We start from the raw sequence: 11,729 nt of genomic DNA, 5'->3' as shown, positions 1-11,729 counted from the left end.
CCAGCCTCTTATACGTTGAATGGATGGATTTGTCCAGCGCTCACCGTACATCCAAAAAAGCCGAGTCATTCATATGGTGGTGCCACCCCATAAAAAGGGCTCTTGGCCATATTGAGAATTGCTGCTCCCAAATGCCGGTACAATGCCAAAAAAGTTGGTCAGCGCTGCACTCAAGGAATCTGAAGTATTAATGGCGGTATTGGTATTGTTGCTGGCACTGGAATTTTCCTGGATCAGCACGGTAATGAGGTCACCCACACGATTGGCCCGATTATCGCTAAATAAAGACACGTTAGTGCCCGCCTGCCAGATGGACCCGTTTGGAGCATGGGCCGCCAGTGATTCCGGTTCTGCGGGAATAGGTAACGGTTTAAGCGGCTTGAGATCATGATGCCCCTGCATGATGGCGCAAGCACTTAAGCCCAATACAAGCATCATCAAAAAGCCCAAACGCAGCAAAGCCATCCAGAGTTTCCCGAAGGATACTGGAAAATACATGGAAACTTTGCAGATGGCTTGCGCAGTCATATTGTTAGCCTCACAAATTCTGGGTGAGATACCCGAGCATGGAATCTGAAGTAGATACTGCCTTGCTGTTGATTTCGTAGGCACGCTGCGTGGCAATCATATCCACCAATTCTGATACCACATTGACATTGGAAGATTCCAGATAGCCCTGCTGCACAGAACCCAAACCGTTAAGAGTAGGCTGTCCGGTTTGCGGCGCGCCAGAAGATCCTGTCTGCAAGTAAAGGTTGTCGCCAATACTTTGCAAGCCGGTTGGATTAATAAAATTGGCGAGCTGGACTGTACCCACTTGCTGAGGTTGGGCTTGTCCCGGCAACACTACCGACACGGTCCCATCGCTACCAATGGTAATGCTTTGCGCATTAGGTGGAATGGTTACCGGTGGCTGCAATAAGTAACCGTTGGACGTGACCAATTGCCCCTGATTATTCATCTGAAAAGTGCCATCCCGGCTGTAAGCAATGGTCCCGTTGGGCTGCATAATTTGGAAGAAGCCCTGACCATTGATCCCTACATCCAGCGCGTTACCAGTCTGGGTCAAGTTGCCCTGGGTCATCAGGCGTTCCGTAGAAACCACGCGCACCCCGGTGCCTAGCTGGAGCCCTGAGGGATATTGGGTGGTCTGCGAAGATTGCGCACCCGGTTGCCGTAGATTCTGGTAGAGCAAATCCTGAAACACCGCGCGGGACTGCTTGAATCCGGTGGTGTTGACGTTCGCCAGATTGTTGGCAATAACGTCCATTTTGGTCTGCTCACCTTCCAGGCCAGTTGCTGCTACATAAAGAGAACGCATCATGATTTATTGCTCCTGATTATTCATGATAGAACCAGCAATTGATTGGCACTTTGCCGATCCTGGGAAACGGTCTGCATCAACTTGGTCTGCATATCAAACTGACGGGTATCTTCCAACATCTGAATCATGGCATTAACGGGATTCACATTGCTGCCTTCCAGCGCGCCGGGCTCCAGTACCACATTACCATCCTCAGCTGCCGGTTTTCCGTCACTATTCTGAAAAAGCCCATCCGGATTTTTTTGCAAACCTTTCTCCGAAGGATTCACCAGCTTGATCTGGTTGATCGTGACGACGGCATTGGGTTGACTGCCTACCGGCACCCCGGAAATCACCCCATCACTACCAATGACCAGAGACTGCATAGGTGGCAGAGAAATAGGCGAGCCATTCACGCCCAGCACCGGATGACCGGTCGCGGTCATGAGGATACCCTGCCCATTGAGCTGCAGATTTCCATCCCGGGTGTAAGCTTCCTTGCCATCAGGTCCCTGAACAGTCAGCCAGCCCCGGCCATTCACCGCCACGTCCAGAGGCCGTCCAGTATGGACTACAGGGCCTGACTGAAAATCGACACTGGGGGTTTCCGTAGCCGTGTAGGCGCGAGTCGGCAACCCTTGCCCATATACCGGCAAGGCACTGAACTGGGCCTCATCGGCACGATAACCGGTGGTATTGGCATTAGCCAGATTATTGGCCGTAACCGTTTGTTTTTGCAGAATGGCATTAGCACCACTCATGGCAATATAAAGGGTATCCATGACTTATCCTCTTACAAACTCAAGAGCGTCTGCACTACCGTATTCTGGGTTTTAATGGTCTGGGCATTGGCCTGATAAGCCTGCTGCGCCACAATCAGATTCACTAAATCCTTGGAAATATCCACATTGGATTGTTCCACCGCTCCGGCCTGTAAAACGCCCAGATTGGAACTGCCAGGGCCACCAGAAAGGGGTTGTCCCGAAACATAGGTTTCTGCCCAATAATTATTACCGAGATTCTGCAAACCATTATTATCCGGGAAACGCGTCAAACTGATTTGCCCCATGAGCTGGGATTCACCATTGCTGTAGCGCCCGAAAATATTGCCGCCGGAGTCAATAGAAAGACCGGATAATTGTCCAGCACTAAAACCGTTGCTGTTGTTGGTGATCACCGAATTGGGGGAATTATAATTGGTGCTGCCACTGAAGCTTACGTTAATGGTGGTGGGAGCCGCCCCATCAACCCACGGAGTACCGGTAATAGGTTGAGAGGTTGAACTGGTTTCCTGACCATAGGCATTAAATTGCAAAGTTCCAACGCTACCAGAAGTGATGCCGCTGGCACCAGTGGTTCCCGTTACCGAGTAATCCACCTTCCAGGTTTGTCCGGAGCTTGTCGTACCTGAACCACTTTGCAATTGATAATAAGTAGTCAACAATTGCGGGGTACCCAGACTATCGTATACCGTCGTCGTGGTCGAATAATTATAAGTACTCGGATCATTAATATTAATGCTAGCATTACCGCTGATGGGCGTATTGGTTGAGTCCAGATTCAAACCCAAACTCAGTCCTGAAGTCGCTTGCGGGGCAATGGCATTCTGATTAATGGTCAAGGGGCCGCTGGCACCGGTCAGTTGACCATTTTGCGCCTGCGTCCCGATCAGTTCACCACCATTAGCGTCCACAATAACGCCGTTTTTATTGAGCTGAAACTGGCCATTACGGCCATAAACTGTCGAACCATTATAGTTAAACTGAAAAAAACCATTGCCGTTAATGGCAACATCCAGAGGATTACTGGTAGTTTCAATATTTCCCTGAGTAAATTGTTGAGCGATAGTTTGCACAGTAGTACCAATACCCACTTGCCCATCGGTTGGTGCTGTATTGGCCATAGCTGAAGCATAGGCATCAGCAAACTCGGCATTGGAACTTTTAAACCCTACCGTATTGGCATTAGATATATTATTACCCAGAGTCTGCAAATCCGTATTAGCTGCCTGTAATCCACTTAAAGCTGTATTGAATGCACCCATTTTGCAAACTCCTTAAATAATATTTTGCACGGAGCTGAACGGCACCGAGCCTTGCTGCCCCTGTAACTGCAGGGTAGGACCGGAACTTCCCAAAGTAACGCCATTCACCACGCCAAACATGTAGGGGGCAGTCGTGACTGCATCCCCATTGGCATCGGCGGCCTGTACCGAAAACTGGTAATTTCCCGACGGCAAAGCGCTCCCATTGGCGCTTTCTCCATTCCAGTTAAAAGTCTGCATTCCTGAAGACTGTGAACCTTGGGGTAAAACGGCCAGCGTCTGACCGGCACTATTCTGTACCAGCACGTCTACCGCACTGGCGGCACTGCCCAGATCATAAGCCCCATTGGCGCTGCCGCTGCTCAAAGTCAACTGATTCCCTGAAGTAGTGACCGACTTGCCAATCAGGGAAGCAGCCTGCAATCCTTGGTTCTGATTAATTTGATCCATGAGAGAATTCAGCGAACCCTGAATAGCCTGAACGCCATTCGCCATGCTGAATTGTGCCAACTGTGAAGATAAATCTTGATTACTGAGTGGATTCAGGGGGTCCTGATTGGTGAGCTGAGTAACCAGAAGATTGTAAAAAGTGCTTTCGCTGGCAAGACCACTGGCTCCGCTGCTGGCTGTACCTGAACCACTTGCAGAACTGGTCTGCAACGATTGATAAAAAGGATTGACGCTGGATGTCAGAGAATTGACGCTCATGTTCAGACTCCAAGGCTAAGGGTTTTCTGCAGCAGGGATTTCGTGGTGTTCATTACATTCACATTGGCCTGATAGGCCCGCGAAGCCGAAATCATGTTCACCATTTCATCGACGGGATTCACATTGGGCATTTTGACGTAGCCTTCTTTGTCCGCCAGCGGATTCCCCGGTTGATACACCATTTTAAATGGCCCCGGCTTACTGATGACATCAGCTACCCGTACGCCATTAACCCCGGCGGGAGCGCCAGCATTGGCAAAAGGTTGCGCAGCAAAGACCACTTCCCGGGCCCGGTAGGGTTGACCATCAGAACTGGTTGCAGAATTGGCATTGGCCATATTACTCGCAACCACATTCAGTCGATAACTTTGAGCGGTCAGGGCCGAACTCGCTACATCCAAAACTGAAAATAATGACATAAGTCTTACTCCTGCATATTTAAGCGGTTGTTCCCGTAATGGCCGAGGTCAAGGTTTTAATTTTACCGGTCATAAAAGTCAGATCGGCCTGGTAACGCACGCTGTTTTGCAAAAATTCTGCCTGCTCTCGATTCATGTCTACAGAATTATTATCCAGCCCTACCTGACTGCCGCGTTGATATTGCACAAAAGCAGCCATGCTCGCGTTATTGCCGATTTCAGAAAATTGCCGGTGACTATTCGTTGTTAATGATAGACTGCCCTTATCACCCGCCTGAACCGCTTGCATCACCTGAGTAAACGGAATATCTACCGCCCGATAATTAGGCGTGTTGGCATTGGCGATATTAGCTGACAGCAGTTGCTGCCGATAACCCGTGACCTTCAGGGCATTAGCCAAAGGGTCCAGAGCCTGACCTAACAACCCCGACATGTGAGTTCCTCCAAAGTTTTCTACGTGGTCATTCAAGCAACATACATGCCATCAAGCTAACAAGGCATTAGGCCTGGAAGTTTTGCAGTGACTTTGGCCAGCGCCGTTCTTGTTCTTGGCAAAACCCTGACTAAACGGCAGAAAAAAGCCGCACGATCGACACTTCCGTGCGTGACCGACAAAAAAATGCCGCCCAGTCATTCCTTGTCCATGCATTAACCAAGTTCTTGGCTAGATAACGCTCATGATTTTCTGGCGCACTATTTGCTTAGATTGCTTGTTTACTGACACCCTATTCTCAAGAGGTGCCCTGGGGTTATGAAGCTCGGTTTTTCAAACAGTACAAAATCTATCGTTGCCAGCTGGTTACTCGCGGCGACATTCATCATTGTCAGCCCCTGCGCTCAGGCTGCCGTGGAAAACCCCGCAACCATTCGTGAGATTGTTCGGAACTTTGTAAGAGCGCATCTACCTGATCAATCAGCGGCTGTACATATTCAATTGGACGGACCGGCCCCTGGCATTCATTTTCCGGCCTGCAGCAAATTGAAAGTGACTTATTTTGGTTATAGCAATCCCTACGGTAACCAAACCGTACAAGTCCACTGTCAGTCACCCTCCTCCTGGCAATTATATTTACCGGTACAAATTCAAATGGATCAGAGTGTCGTCATTGCTTCTCGGCCACTCTCTGCAGGATCCATTCTACAGGCCGGAGATCTGGCTGTAGTACGCAGGGATACCAGCGGCTTGGGGGGTAACACCTTAAGTTCGCCCCAGGGAGCCATCGGTAAAATTCTGCGATTCGGGACACTGGCCGGACAACCCATAACGACGACCATGCTGAATGCCCCGGATGTGGTTCACGCAGGTGAGCAGGTAACCCTTTATGCTCAAGGCAATGGGATTCGCATTGCCACCATTGCCGACGCCATTGAAAACGGTCGTCCCGGACAAAGCATCATGGTCAGAAACCTGCAGTCCGGTCGCGTGATACGGGGGACAGTAACCGCACAAGGGCATGTCGTGGTAGACTTTTAACCAAAGAAATGTGTTCATTGACTGTTTCGCTATAGTTTTTACGCTGATGTGACGTAATAGTGACTATGGCAGCAGATACGTTAGGAGATAAGCATATGAATCCCATCAATCCATATTCAGGACCAATTGCTGGAATACCGACAGCAGACACGCGGAGCAACACCGATAAAGCGGTGAGCGGGTCTGCAGCCGATTCCGGCAAATCTTCCGGACAAGCTCTTGCCGCGAGTTCTGTTGCACAAGATCACCTCACGCTTTCCCCGCAGGCGCGGCAATTGATGGCTGCTCAGAAGACAAGCATGGGTAATACGGATCAGCTGGCCCGAATTAAAGCCGCCATATCCAATGGAACCTATCAGATTTCTCCACTCAAAATTGGCCAGGGCTTGACTCAGGATAATCAGCAGTTCATGCCTGCAAGCTCTAACAAGTCAGCCTGAGCCGGTCATGTATCCCAACGATTCGGCAGATTCTCAGGAAAGCTTACTTCTCGAACAATTACAGGCCTTGCTGGACGATGAGACTGAGTGCCTGAAATCAGGCCGGATGGCAGAACTCCAGCGCATTGCCACTGAAAAAATGCGCTGTTTTGCCGACATTCAGAGCCGCATGGGACCAGCAAGGCAGCCTTCAAAAAACGCATCTGATGATGCGCATTTACGTAATTTATTAAACGACATCATGCGTAAAAATCAGCTCAATGGTCAGATCATCAGCGCACTGGAACGCTTTAATCAGGGTGCCTGGGAAATTTTTTTCGGTGCACAGCCGTCAACGTACTCAGACCTGGGTACTGCAAAATCCTCTGCTGAGCGCCATTTGATCGGGAGTGCCTGAATCGTGCTGGTTCTTACCAGGCGACGTGGTCAGGCCATTTGTATTGGTGACAACATTCGTATTGTCGTCACCCGTATTGAGGACGGACAAGTACGCTTGGGCATAGAAAGCAGTGACAATGTCACTATTTTACGTGAAGAATTGCTGGAAACCGTCAAACAGGCCAACCAGTCCGCACTGGTCTCAGCCCCGGAAGCATTGAATCTCTGGCTGAATCAACAGCCCAAAGCAGTTGATTCAGCCAGCAATACAAAGGATGAAGCCTGATGAAAACTTATGATACCCGGTTCGGCCCGTTTCCCATTGCCGACGAGGAAATATGGCACTGTATTGCGCCTATGCCTGGCTTTACCAACTTGCAACGCTTTGCTTTACTACATCTTCCCAGTCAAGGACCATTTGTTTGGTTACAGTCACTGGATGAACCTCTGATCACTTTTCTACTGGTTGCTCCCGAGCACTTTAATTTACAGTATTCTCAAGTTCCGCATTTTGCCAAAACATCCGGGGTACCCATGGTAATGGTGATACTGCCTCAGACAGAAAACGGCGCGCTCCAAAGCAACGCCCTGGCCCCAATCTATTTTCTCCCCGAAACCAGACAGTTTGGACAATGGATTGTAGAACGTCACGATATGCCTACTGAACCATTCAGTGCTGCACATCTACCACCAGCCAAACTTCAAGCCCATATTGTCATCCCCGTTCAGGAAACGGATACCTTAAAAACTGATGAGGATCAATCCTTAGCGACTGGCACGGCGTAGGCATTCACGATCATAACGTAGCGTGTACTGAATGATTTTATCTTCAAGCACAGCAGGTAAATGAATAAATGCCAAACCTAACTGCTGAACTGTGCCTTGGGTGTGCATTCCCGACCCCAGATGGCAGACTTTAGCCTCCACTGAACAGGCTTGTCCCTGGAATTTAAACTGAACCTGAGCCAGGAGTTCACCCTGAGTCACCGGATAGTCCTGTGGCGCTGCTATGGCGATGCGCATACCACCGGCACCAATATCCACACATTCACCCTCCACAGACCTTGCCCCATAACGTTTTAATAGTACAGAAGTTTTATTGGAAGATTCGACTGCTCCACGCAACGTACTGCGCCTTTGCCATTGAAAAATCATTTTGGGTCTCTGGATACGAATGGCTGCAAAACGCTGCCAGACAAGTTGTTCTACAACCACTGTCTGAAAACCAAGAGGCAAAGCATCGCTTGTCCACAGTAGCAGGTCTTCACCGGCGAGCGAATAATTGTTAGCCGCTTCCGGTGTCAAAGCATCCAGAATCAGGCTCTCATGAGGCGCATCATCATACAGCAGGGCCGCGTGCCCCATGAAAGTACCGGGTTGACCTACCAGGACCTGCATGTTTTGCTGGTTTTCCACCAAGGAATGTAGTGCGCGATCGCATGCTGCTTTCAACGTCAAACGATTGGCATCCACAAACAATTTATCCAACCGGGTTTCAGCATTGACCATAACTACTTCCTTCTCACATTTATCTATATGTCAAAAATTTGACAAAAACAGTAAGGTTGACTTCGCATTGAAGACCTTCCAGCAGAATTCATGCCGTTTCATAAGCAGCCCGATCAGGCACAAATCTCGCTTATTTTTTGAACAAGCACTGATAATGCGAAAAACTGACTAGTTAATGGCTTATTGTATAGAGAGCACAGGAGATTATTGGATGGCACGCAAAAAGAAAGCCGAAGAGGAATGGGAAAATCACGAACGATGGCTGGTCTCTTATGCCGACTTCATTACCTTGCTCTTCGCATTTTTTGTGGTCATGTATGCTATTTCTTCAGTAAACGAAGGAAAATACAAGGTATTATCAAAAACCCTGGTTTCTGCATTTAGTGGTCAACCCTGGTCACCCGTCCCGATAAGATCGGACACCAATAGCCTCACCCAAACCCCGGTAGCCCTACCAGCATTACCGAAAGTAGCCACTCTGGATCCGGTTCCCCATGTCCAGCAAGGTCAGGTATCCGCCCAAGCGCATGCACCCAAACCCCCAGCAAATCCGGAAATGCAAAAAATAGAAGCGCAAATGAAATACTTACTTAAGCCATTGATTAATAAGGGTGGTGTTGCTATCCATCGTAGCAATTTGGGCATTGTCATTGACTTGAATGCGAAGATTCTCTTTCCATCGGCTCAGGCACAACTTAGTGGTAATGCGCGCAATACCTTAGGCAATATCGCCAAAGTTCTGGCGCTGGTACCGTATCAAATCCAGGTTAACGGCTTCACCAACGACCTGCCTATGCGTACCCCGCAATTCGCCTCCAACTGGGCACTATCTGCAGCACGGGCCGTATCCGTCGTCGAACTGTTTATTCAGCATGGAGTCAATCCCCATCACCTGGTTGCTGCCGGATATGGCAAATACCACCCTGTAGCCTCCAATAATACCGCGAAGGGTCTGGTCATGAATCGACGTGTGAGCATCGTCGTGGTTGCTCCTCAAAACCCCAGCAAGGCAGGAACAGACCCGATCATGGCTGGCAACATCAGTCAGCGCGGCTGACCGGCTTCAGTTTTCCCGAAGATGTGCCGTATTGAAGAGCAGAACATCTGCACTACTCCATCCAGACAGGTGGTACAGGAATTGCTTTCCCAAATGTAAAGGATGGAGTACGACTCAAGGAGGAGATCAGCATTTATGGGTATTGATCAGGTCGACAAGGGCATCCACATTTTAGTGGTGGATGACTTCTCTACGATGCGGCGAATTGTACGCAATTTGTTACGCGAACTCGGTTTCAGTAATTTTGATGAAGCCGAGGACGGCGTTCAGGCACTACAGAAACTGCACAGCAGACCCTTTGATTTCGTTGTTTCCGACTGGAACATGCCCAATATGCAGGGAATTGATCTGCTGCGCGCCATCCGCTCAGACCCGCAACTCAAACATATTCCGGTACTCATGGTCACCGCTGAGGCCAAACGCGAAAACATCCTGGAAGCAGCCCAGGCTGGAGTCAACGGCTACATCGTCAAGCCTTTTACTGCCGACACCCTGAAAGAAAAGCTGGATAGCGTGTTCAAGCGTCTTCAGGCGGCTCAGGGAGGCCAGTGATGACCACACAAAATCCACTGGATCCTAATCGTCTGCTCAGTGAAGCGGAGTTACTGCTGCGTGAAGGCCTGAAGCGGATCGCCAATAGCGCTGAAGAAAATTTGTCCGGTGCACAAAATCCTCTGGAAGAAGCTCTGCGCTTAACCGAAGAGCAGACCATGGCCACTCTCGCCGCTGTCGAAAAAGCGCAGGATGCGGTAATCATCATTCGCAATGCGCACAATAGCTATATTGATGAGCCCTTGAAGCATATTGAAAGCGCCTTGCTCGTGATTCTGGCCAGCCAACAGGGGCAGGATCTTGCTGGTCAACGGCTGAAAAAAGCCATCACACTGCTTCGGGCTGTTGAAGAACGTATACGCCTTACCTTGGCTGAAGTAGGTATGGAATCAGCCAGCAATATCGCAGAGGAAAACACCGCAACCGCCAAGGCCAATCCCAGCATTAATCAGGATGAAGTGGATAGCTTGCTGGCAGAGCTGGGGATCTAAAAACATGGACATGGAAATTCTGCAGGATTACTTGCCGGAAGCTCGAGAACTCCTCGAAAAAGCTCAGGACGACACTTTGCGCCTGGAATCCGATCCGAACAATGATGAAGTGCTCGCCTCCGTATTCCGGGCTTTTCATACGCTCAAAGGGGGGGCCGGTTTTCTCGAAGCCGAGCATCTCGTCAGTTGGACCCATCATCTGGAAGACCTGCTGGACAAACTTCGCTCACACAGCTTGATCGTTAACGGACCCATGATCGATGCTATCCTGCGCGGTCTTGATGTGATTGATGACATGCTGCAACAACTTGCCAGCGGAGAAAATCCCAGTCCAGGACCAGAACAACTGGGCCAGACCATTCAGAATCTGGCGGTAGGGAAAGGACCCATGGAAAGCGCTGCGCCTCTTTGCAGCCGCCCACCTGCAGAATCCATGTTGTTGGTCAGCCAGCGACCAACAGCTACCGGTGAATCGGGACTGTTTCTGGAACACGCGGAATCAGCACCTCACCCGGAATCACGGAGCAACCCATCCGGCCCACACAGCGAAATGGCAGCCGACGAAATTACCGGCGCAGAGTTTGAGGCCACTCTCGACGCACTGTATGGTAACAAGGCTCCGGGGATGTGCGATGGACCGGATTCCGGCAACCAGAACAGTGGCCAAATTTCGCCAGAAGAGTTTGAGCAGGTACTGGATCAACTCTACGGCCAGCAAGCTCCAGGTTATGTCCAGCCAGCGCTTGGCTCAGCCGTTTGTGCAAGTTCGTTAGAATCAGAACAAGTCACTGCTGAGCTTGTTCCGCCAACAAAATCGGTCAGTACAGTAACTGGCCAACCCCGGGAAGCTTCAGGCAAGGCAACACCACCTGCGCGCAGTAGCGCCACCGCACAGGAAGCAGCCGAAACCACCTTGCGCGTTGATGCCGCCCGTCTGGACGCCGTAATGAATCAGGTGGGTGAACTGGTTTTGCTCCGTAACCGACTGAGCTCTGCCATCGGCAGCCTCAGCGAAGAAAATGAAGACATGCTGCGCATCGCCCGAGAGGTCGACCTCACCGTCAACGACATTCAAAGCACCGTCATGCGTTTGCGCATGCAACCCTGCAAGCGTCTGTTTCAGCAGTTGCCCAGAGTAGTCCGGGATGCTTCCCGGCAACTCGGCAAAGAAGTTGCGCTCGAAATTGTGGGCGAAGACGTGGAAATCGATAAAGCAGTGGTCGATGCGCTGTCAAACAGCGTTTAAAAATGACCAGGTAACAGCGTCTATTTTTGACCAGTTTTAAAGGGGGTGGGTGCGACGTTTTTTGAACCGGTATGAATCGTTTCCGGTCTCCAGAATATCGCAGTGGTG

Annotated in this window: 17 protein-coding genes; 9 read left to right on the top strand and 8 right to left on the bottom strand. The window is 50.1% G+C overall.

From position 1 onward, the window contains the following. Positions 1-69: 69 nt before the first annotated feature. From HJG40_RS04125 to flgB, 7 genes are read right to left on the bottom strand one after another with little or no spacing between them, the layout of a single operon-like run. The gene (locus HJG40_RS04125) at positions 70-528 is read right to left on the bottom strand and encodes a flagellar basal body L-ring protein FlgH (RefSeq protein WP_226857100.1); all 459 of its coding nucleotides are present in this window, start codon (positions 526-528) and stop codon (positions 70-72) included. Between the two features lie 10 nt (positions 529-538). Further along, the gene (gene flgG, locus HJG40_RS04120; RefSeq protein ID WP_215863019.1) at positions 539-1,324 is read right to left on the bottom strand and encodes a flagellar basal-body rod protein FlgG; all 786 of its coding nucleotides are present in this window, start codon (positions 1,322-1,324) and stop codon (positions 539-541) included. Positions 1,325-1,344: 20 nt separating this feature from the next. Beyond that, a complete protein-coding gene (flgF, locus tag HJG40_RS04115; protein WP_215863018.1) occupies positions 1,345-2,085 on the bottom strand; it encodes a flagellar basal-body rod protein FlgF in 741 nt (246 codons plus the stop codon). An 11-nt stretch (positions 2,086-2,096) separates the two neighbouring features. Beyond that, complete coding sequence (gene flgE / locus HJG40_RS04110; RefSeq protein WP_215863017.1) at positions 2,097-3,347, bottom strand: flagellar hook protein FlgE; 1,251 nt, start codon at positions 3,345-3,347, stop codon at positions 2,097-2,099. Between the two features lie 12 nt (positions 3,348-3,359). Further along, positions 3,360-4,055, bottom strand: coding sequence for a flagellar hook assembly protein FlgD (locus HJG40_RS04105; RefSeq protein WP_215863016.1), 696 nt, complete (start codon positions 4,053-4,055; stop codon positions 3,360-3,362). A gap of 2 nt (positions 4,056-4,057) precedes the next feature. Then, entirely contained in the window at positions 4,058-4,474 is a 417-nt protein-coding gene (flgC, locus tag HJG40_RS04100; RefSeq protein WP_215863015.1) for a flagellar basal body rod protein FlgC, read from the bottom strand. 19 nt (positions 4,475-4,493) lie between these two features. After that, complete coding sequence (flgB, locus tag HJG40_RS04095; protein ID WP_215863014.1) at positions 4,494-4,907, bottom strand: flagellar basal body rod protein FlgB; 414 nt, start codon at positions 4,905-4,907, stop codon at positions 4,494-4,496. A gap of 318 nt (positions 4,908-5,225) precedes the next feature. Between flgB and flgA the strand changes: the two genes are divergently transcribed. The 5 genes from flgA to fliW all read left to right on the top strand — a co-directional run bounded on the left by flgA (position 5,226) and on the right by fliW (position 7,552). Continuing rightward, positions 5,226-5,948 carry a flagellar basal body P-ring formation chaperone FlgA gene (gene flgA / locus HJG40_RS04090; protein ID WP_215863013.1) on the top strand — a complete coding sequence of 241 codons (723 nt, stop codon included), beginning with the start codon at positions 5,226-5,228 and terminating at the stop codon, positions 5,946-5,948. A gap of 95 nt (positions 5,949-6,043) precedes the next feature. Next, positions 6,044-6,388: a flagellar biosynthesis anti-sigma factor FlgM gene (flgM, locus tag HJG40_RS04085; RefSeq protein ID WP_215863012.1), complete on the top strand. Its 345-nt coding sequence runs from the start codon at positions 6,044-6,046 to the stop codon at positions 6,386-6,388. Positions 6,389-6,395: 7 nt separating this feature from the next. Continuing rightward, the gene (locus tag HJG40_RS04080; RefSeq protein ID WP_215863011.1) at positions 6,396-6,785 is read left to right on the top strand and encodes a flagellar protein FlgN; all 390 of its coding nucleotides are present in this window, start codon (positions 6,396-6,398) and stop codon (positions 6,783-6,785) included. 3 nt (positions 6,786-6,788) lie between these two features. Continuing rightward, positions 6,789-7,052, top strand: a complete 264-nt coding sequence (locus HJG40_RS04075) for a carbon storage regulator (RefSeq protein ID WP_215863010.1) — start codon at positions 6,789-6,791, stop codon at positions 7,050-7,052. Next, complete coding sequence (fliW, locus tag HJG40_RS04070; RefSeq protein WP_215863009.1) at positions 7,052-7,552, top strand: flagellar assembly protein FliW; 501 nt, start codon at positions 7,052-7,054, stop codon at positions 7,550-7,552. Before HJG40_RS04075 ends, fliW begins: the two co-directional genes overlap by 1 nt. On the opposite strand, the gene HJG40_RS04065 is transcribed toward fliW, so the two are convergent. After that, a complete protein-coding gene (locus HJG40_RS04065; protein WP_215863008.1) occupies positions 7,532-8,275 on the bottom strand; it encodes a flagellar brake protein in 744 nt (247 codons plus the stop codon). The two genes, fliW and HJG40_RS04065, sit on opposite strands and share 21 nt — an antisense overlap. Positions 8,276-8,486: 211 nt before the next feature. Here HJG40_RS04065 and motD point away from each other — a divergent pair, with 211 nt between their 5' ends. The 4 genes from motD to HJG40_RS04045 all read left to right on the top strand — a co-directional run bounded on the left by motD (position 8,487) and on the right by HJG40_RS04045 (position 11,621). Beyond that, entirely contained in the window at positions 8,487-9,332 is an 846-nt protein-coding gene (gene motD, locus HJG40_RS04060) for a flagellar motor protein MotD (protein WP_215863007.1), read from the top strand. Positions 9,333-9,467: 135 nt separating this feature from the next. Further along, on the top strand, positions 9,468-9,884 hold the full coding sequence (gene cheY / locus HJG40_RS04055; RefSeq protein WP_010640349.1) for a chemotaxis response regulator CheY: 417 nt from the start codon (positions 9,468-9,470) through the stop codon (positions 9,882-9,884). Next, a complete protein-coding gene (locus HJG40_RS04050; protein WP_215863006.1) occupies positions 9,884-10,375 on the top strand; it encodes a protein phosphatase CheZ in 492 nt (163 codons plus the stop codon). The genes cheY and HJG40_RS04050 overlap by 1 nt, the downstream gene beginning before the upstream one ends. Before the next feature lie 4 nt (positions 10,376-10,379). Then, entirely contained in the window at positions 10,380-11,621 is a 1,242-nt protein-coding gene (locus HJG40_RS04045) for an Hpt domain-containing protein (protein WP_226857098.1), read from the top strand. The last annotated feature ends 108 nt before the right edge of the window (positions 11,622-11,729 follow it).

The sequence above is a fragment of the Acidithiobacillus concretivorus genome (assembly GCF_018853445.1).
Taxonomy (GTDB): Bacteria; Pseudomonadota; Gammaproteobacteria; order Acidithiobacillales; family Acidithiobacillaceae; genus Acidithiobacillus; species Acidithiobacillus concretivorus.
This window is presented reverse-complemented; position numbering and strand designations above follow the sequence as displayed.

What these genes read in the sequence shown, in the direction of transcription:
- HJG40_RS04125 (WP_226857100.1), bottom strand. Translation starts at nt 528, where the DNA reads ATGACTGCGCAAGCCATCTGCAAAGTTTCCATGTATTTTCCAGTATCC.
- flgG (WP_215863019.1), bottom strand. Translation starts at nt 1,324, where the DNA reads ATGATGCGTTCTCTTTATGTAGCAGCAACTGGCCTGGAAGGTGAGCAG.
- flgF (WP_215863018.1), bottom strand. Translation starts at nt 2,085, where the DNA reads ATGGATACCCTTTATATTGCCATGAGTGGTGCTAATGCCATTCTGCAA.
- flgE (WP_215863017.1), bottom strand. Translation starts at nt 3,347, where the DNA reads ATGGGTGCATTCAATACAGCTTTAAGTGGATTACAGGCAGCTAATACG.
- HJG40_RS04105 (WP_215863016.1), bottom strand. Translation starts at nt 4,055, where the DNA reads ATGAGCGTCAATTCTCTGACATCCAGCGTCAATCCTTTTTATCAATCG.
- flgC (WP_215863015.1), bottom strand. Translation starts at nt 4,474, where the DNA reads ATGTCATTATTTTCAGTTTTGGATGTAGCGAGTTCGGCCCTGACCGCT.
- flgB (WP_215863014.1), bottom strand. Translation starts at nt 4,907, where the DNA reads ATGTCGGGGTTGTTAGGTCAGGCTCTGGACCCTTTGGCTAATGCCCTG.
- flgA (WP_215863013.1), top strand. Translation starts at nt 5,226, where the DNA reads ATGAAGCTCGGTTTTTCAAACAGTACAAAATCTATCGTTGCCAGCTGG.
- flgM (WP_215863012.1), top strand. Translation starts at nt 6,044, where the DNA reads ATGAATCCCATCAATCCATATTCAGGACCAATTGCTGGAATACCGACA.
- HJG40_RS04080 (WP_215863011.1), top strand. Translation starts at nt 6,396, where the DNA reads ATGTATCCCAACGATTCGGCAGATTCTCAGGAAAGCTTACTTCTCGAA.
- fliW (WP_215863009.1), top strand. Translation starts at nt 7,052, where the DNA reads ATGAAAACTTATGATACCCGGTTCGGCCCGTTTCCCATTGCCGACGAG.
- HJG40_RS04065 (WP_215863008.1), bottom strand. Translation starts at nt 8,275, where the DNA reads ATGGTCAATGCTGAAACCCGGTTGGATAAATTGTTTGTGGATGCCAAT.
- motD (WP_215863007.1), top strand. Translation starts at nt 8,487, where the DNA reads ATGGCACGCAAAAAGAAAGCCGAAGAGGAATGGGAAAATCACGAACGA.
- cheY (WP_010640349.1), top strand. Translation starts at nt 9,468, where the DNA reads ATGGGTATTGATCAGGTCGACAAGGGCATCCACATTTTAGTGGTGGAT.
- HJG40_RS04050 (WP_215863006.1), top strand. Translation starts at nt 9,884, where the DNA reads ATGACCACACAAAATCCACTGGATCCTAATCGTCTGCTCAGTGAAGCG.
- HJG40_RS04045 (WP_226857098.1), top strand. Translation starts at nt 10,380, where the DNA reads ATGGACATGGAAATTCTGCAGGATTACTTGCCGGAAGCTCGAGAACTC.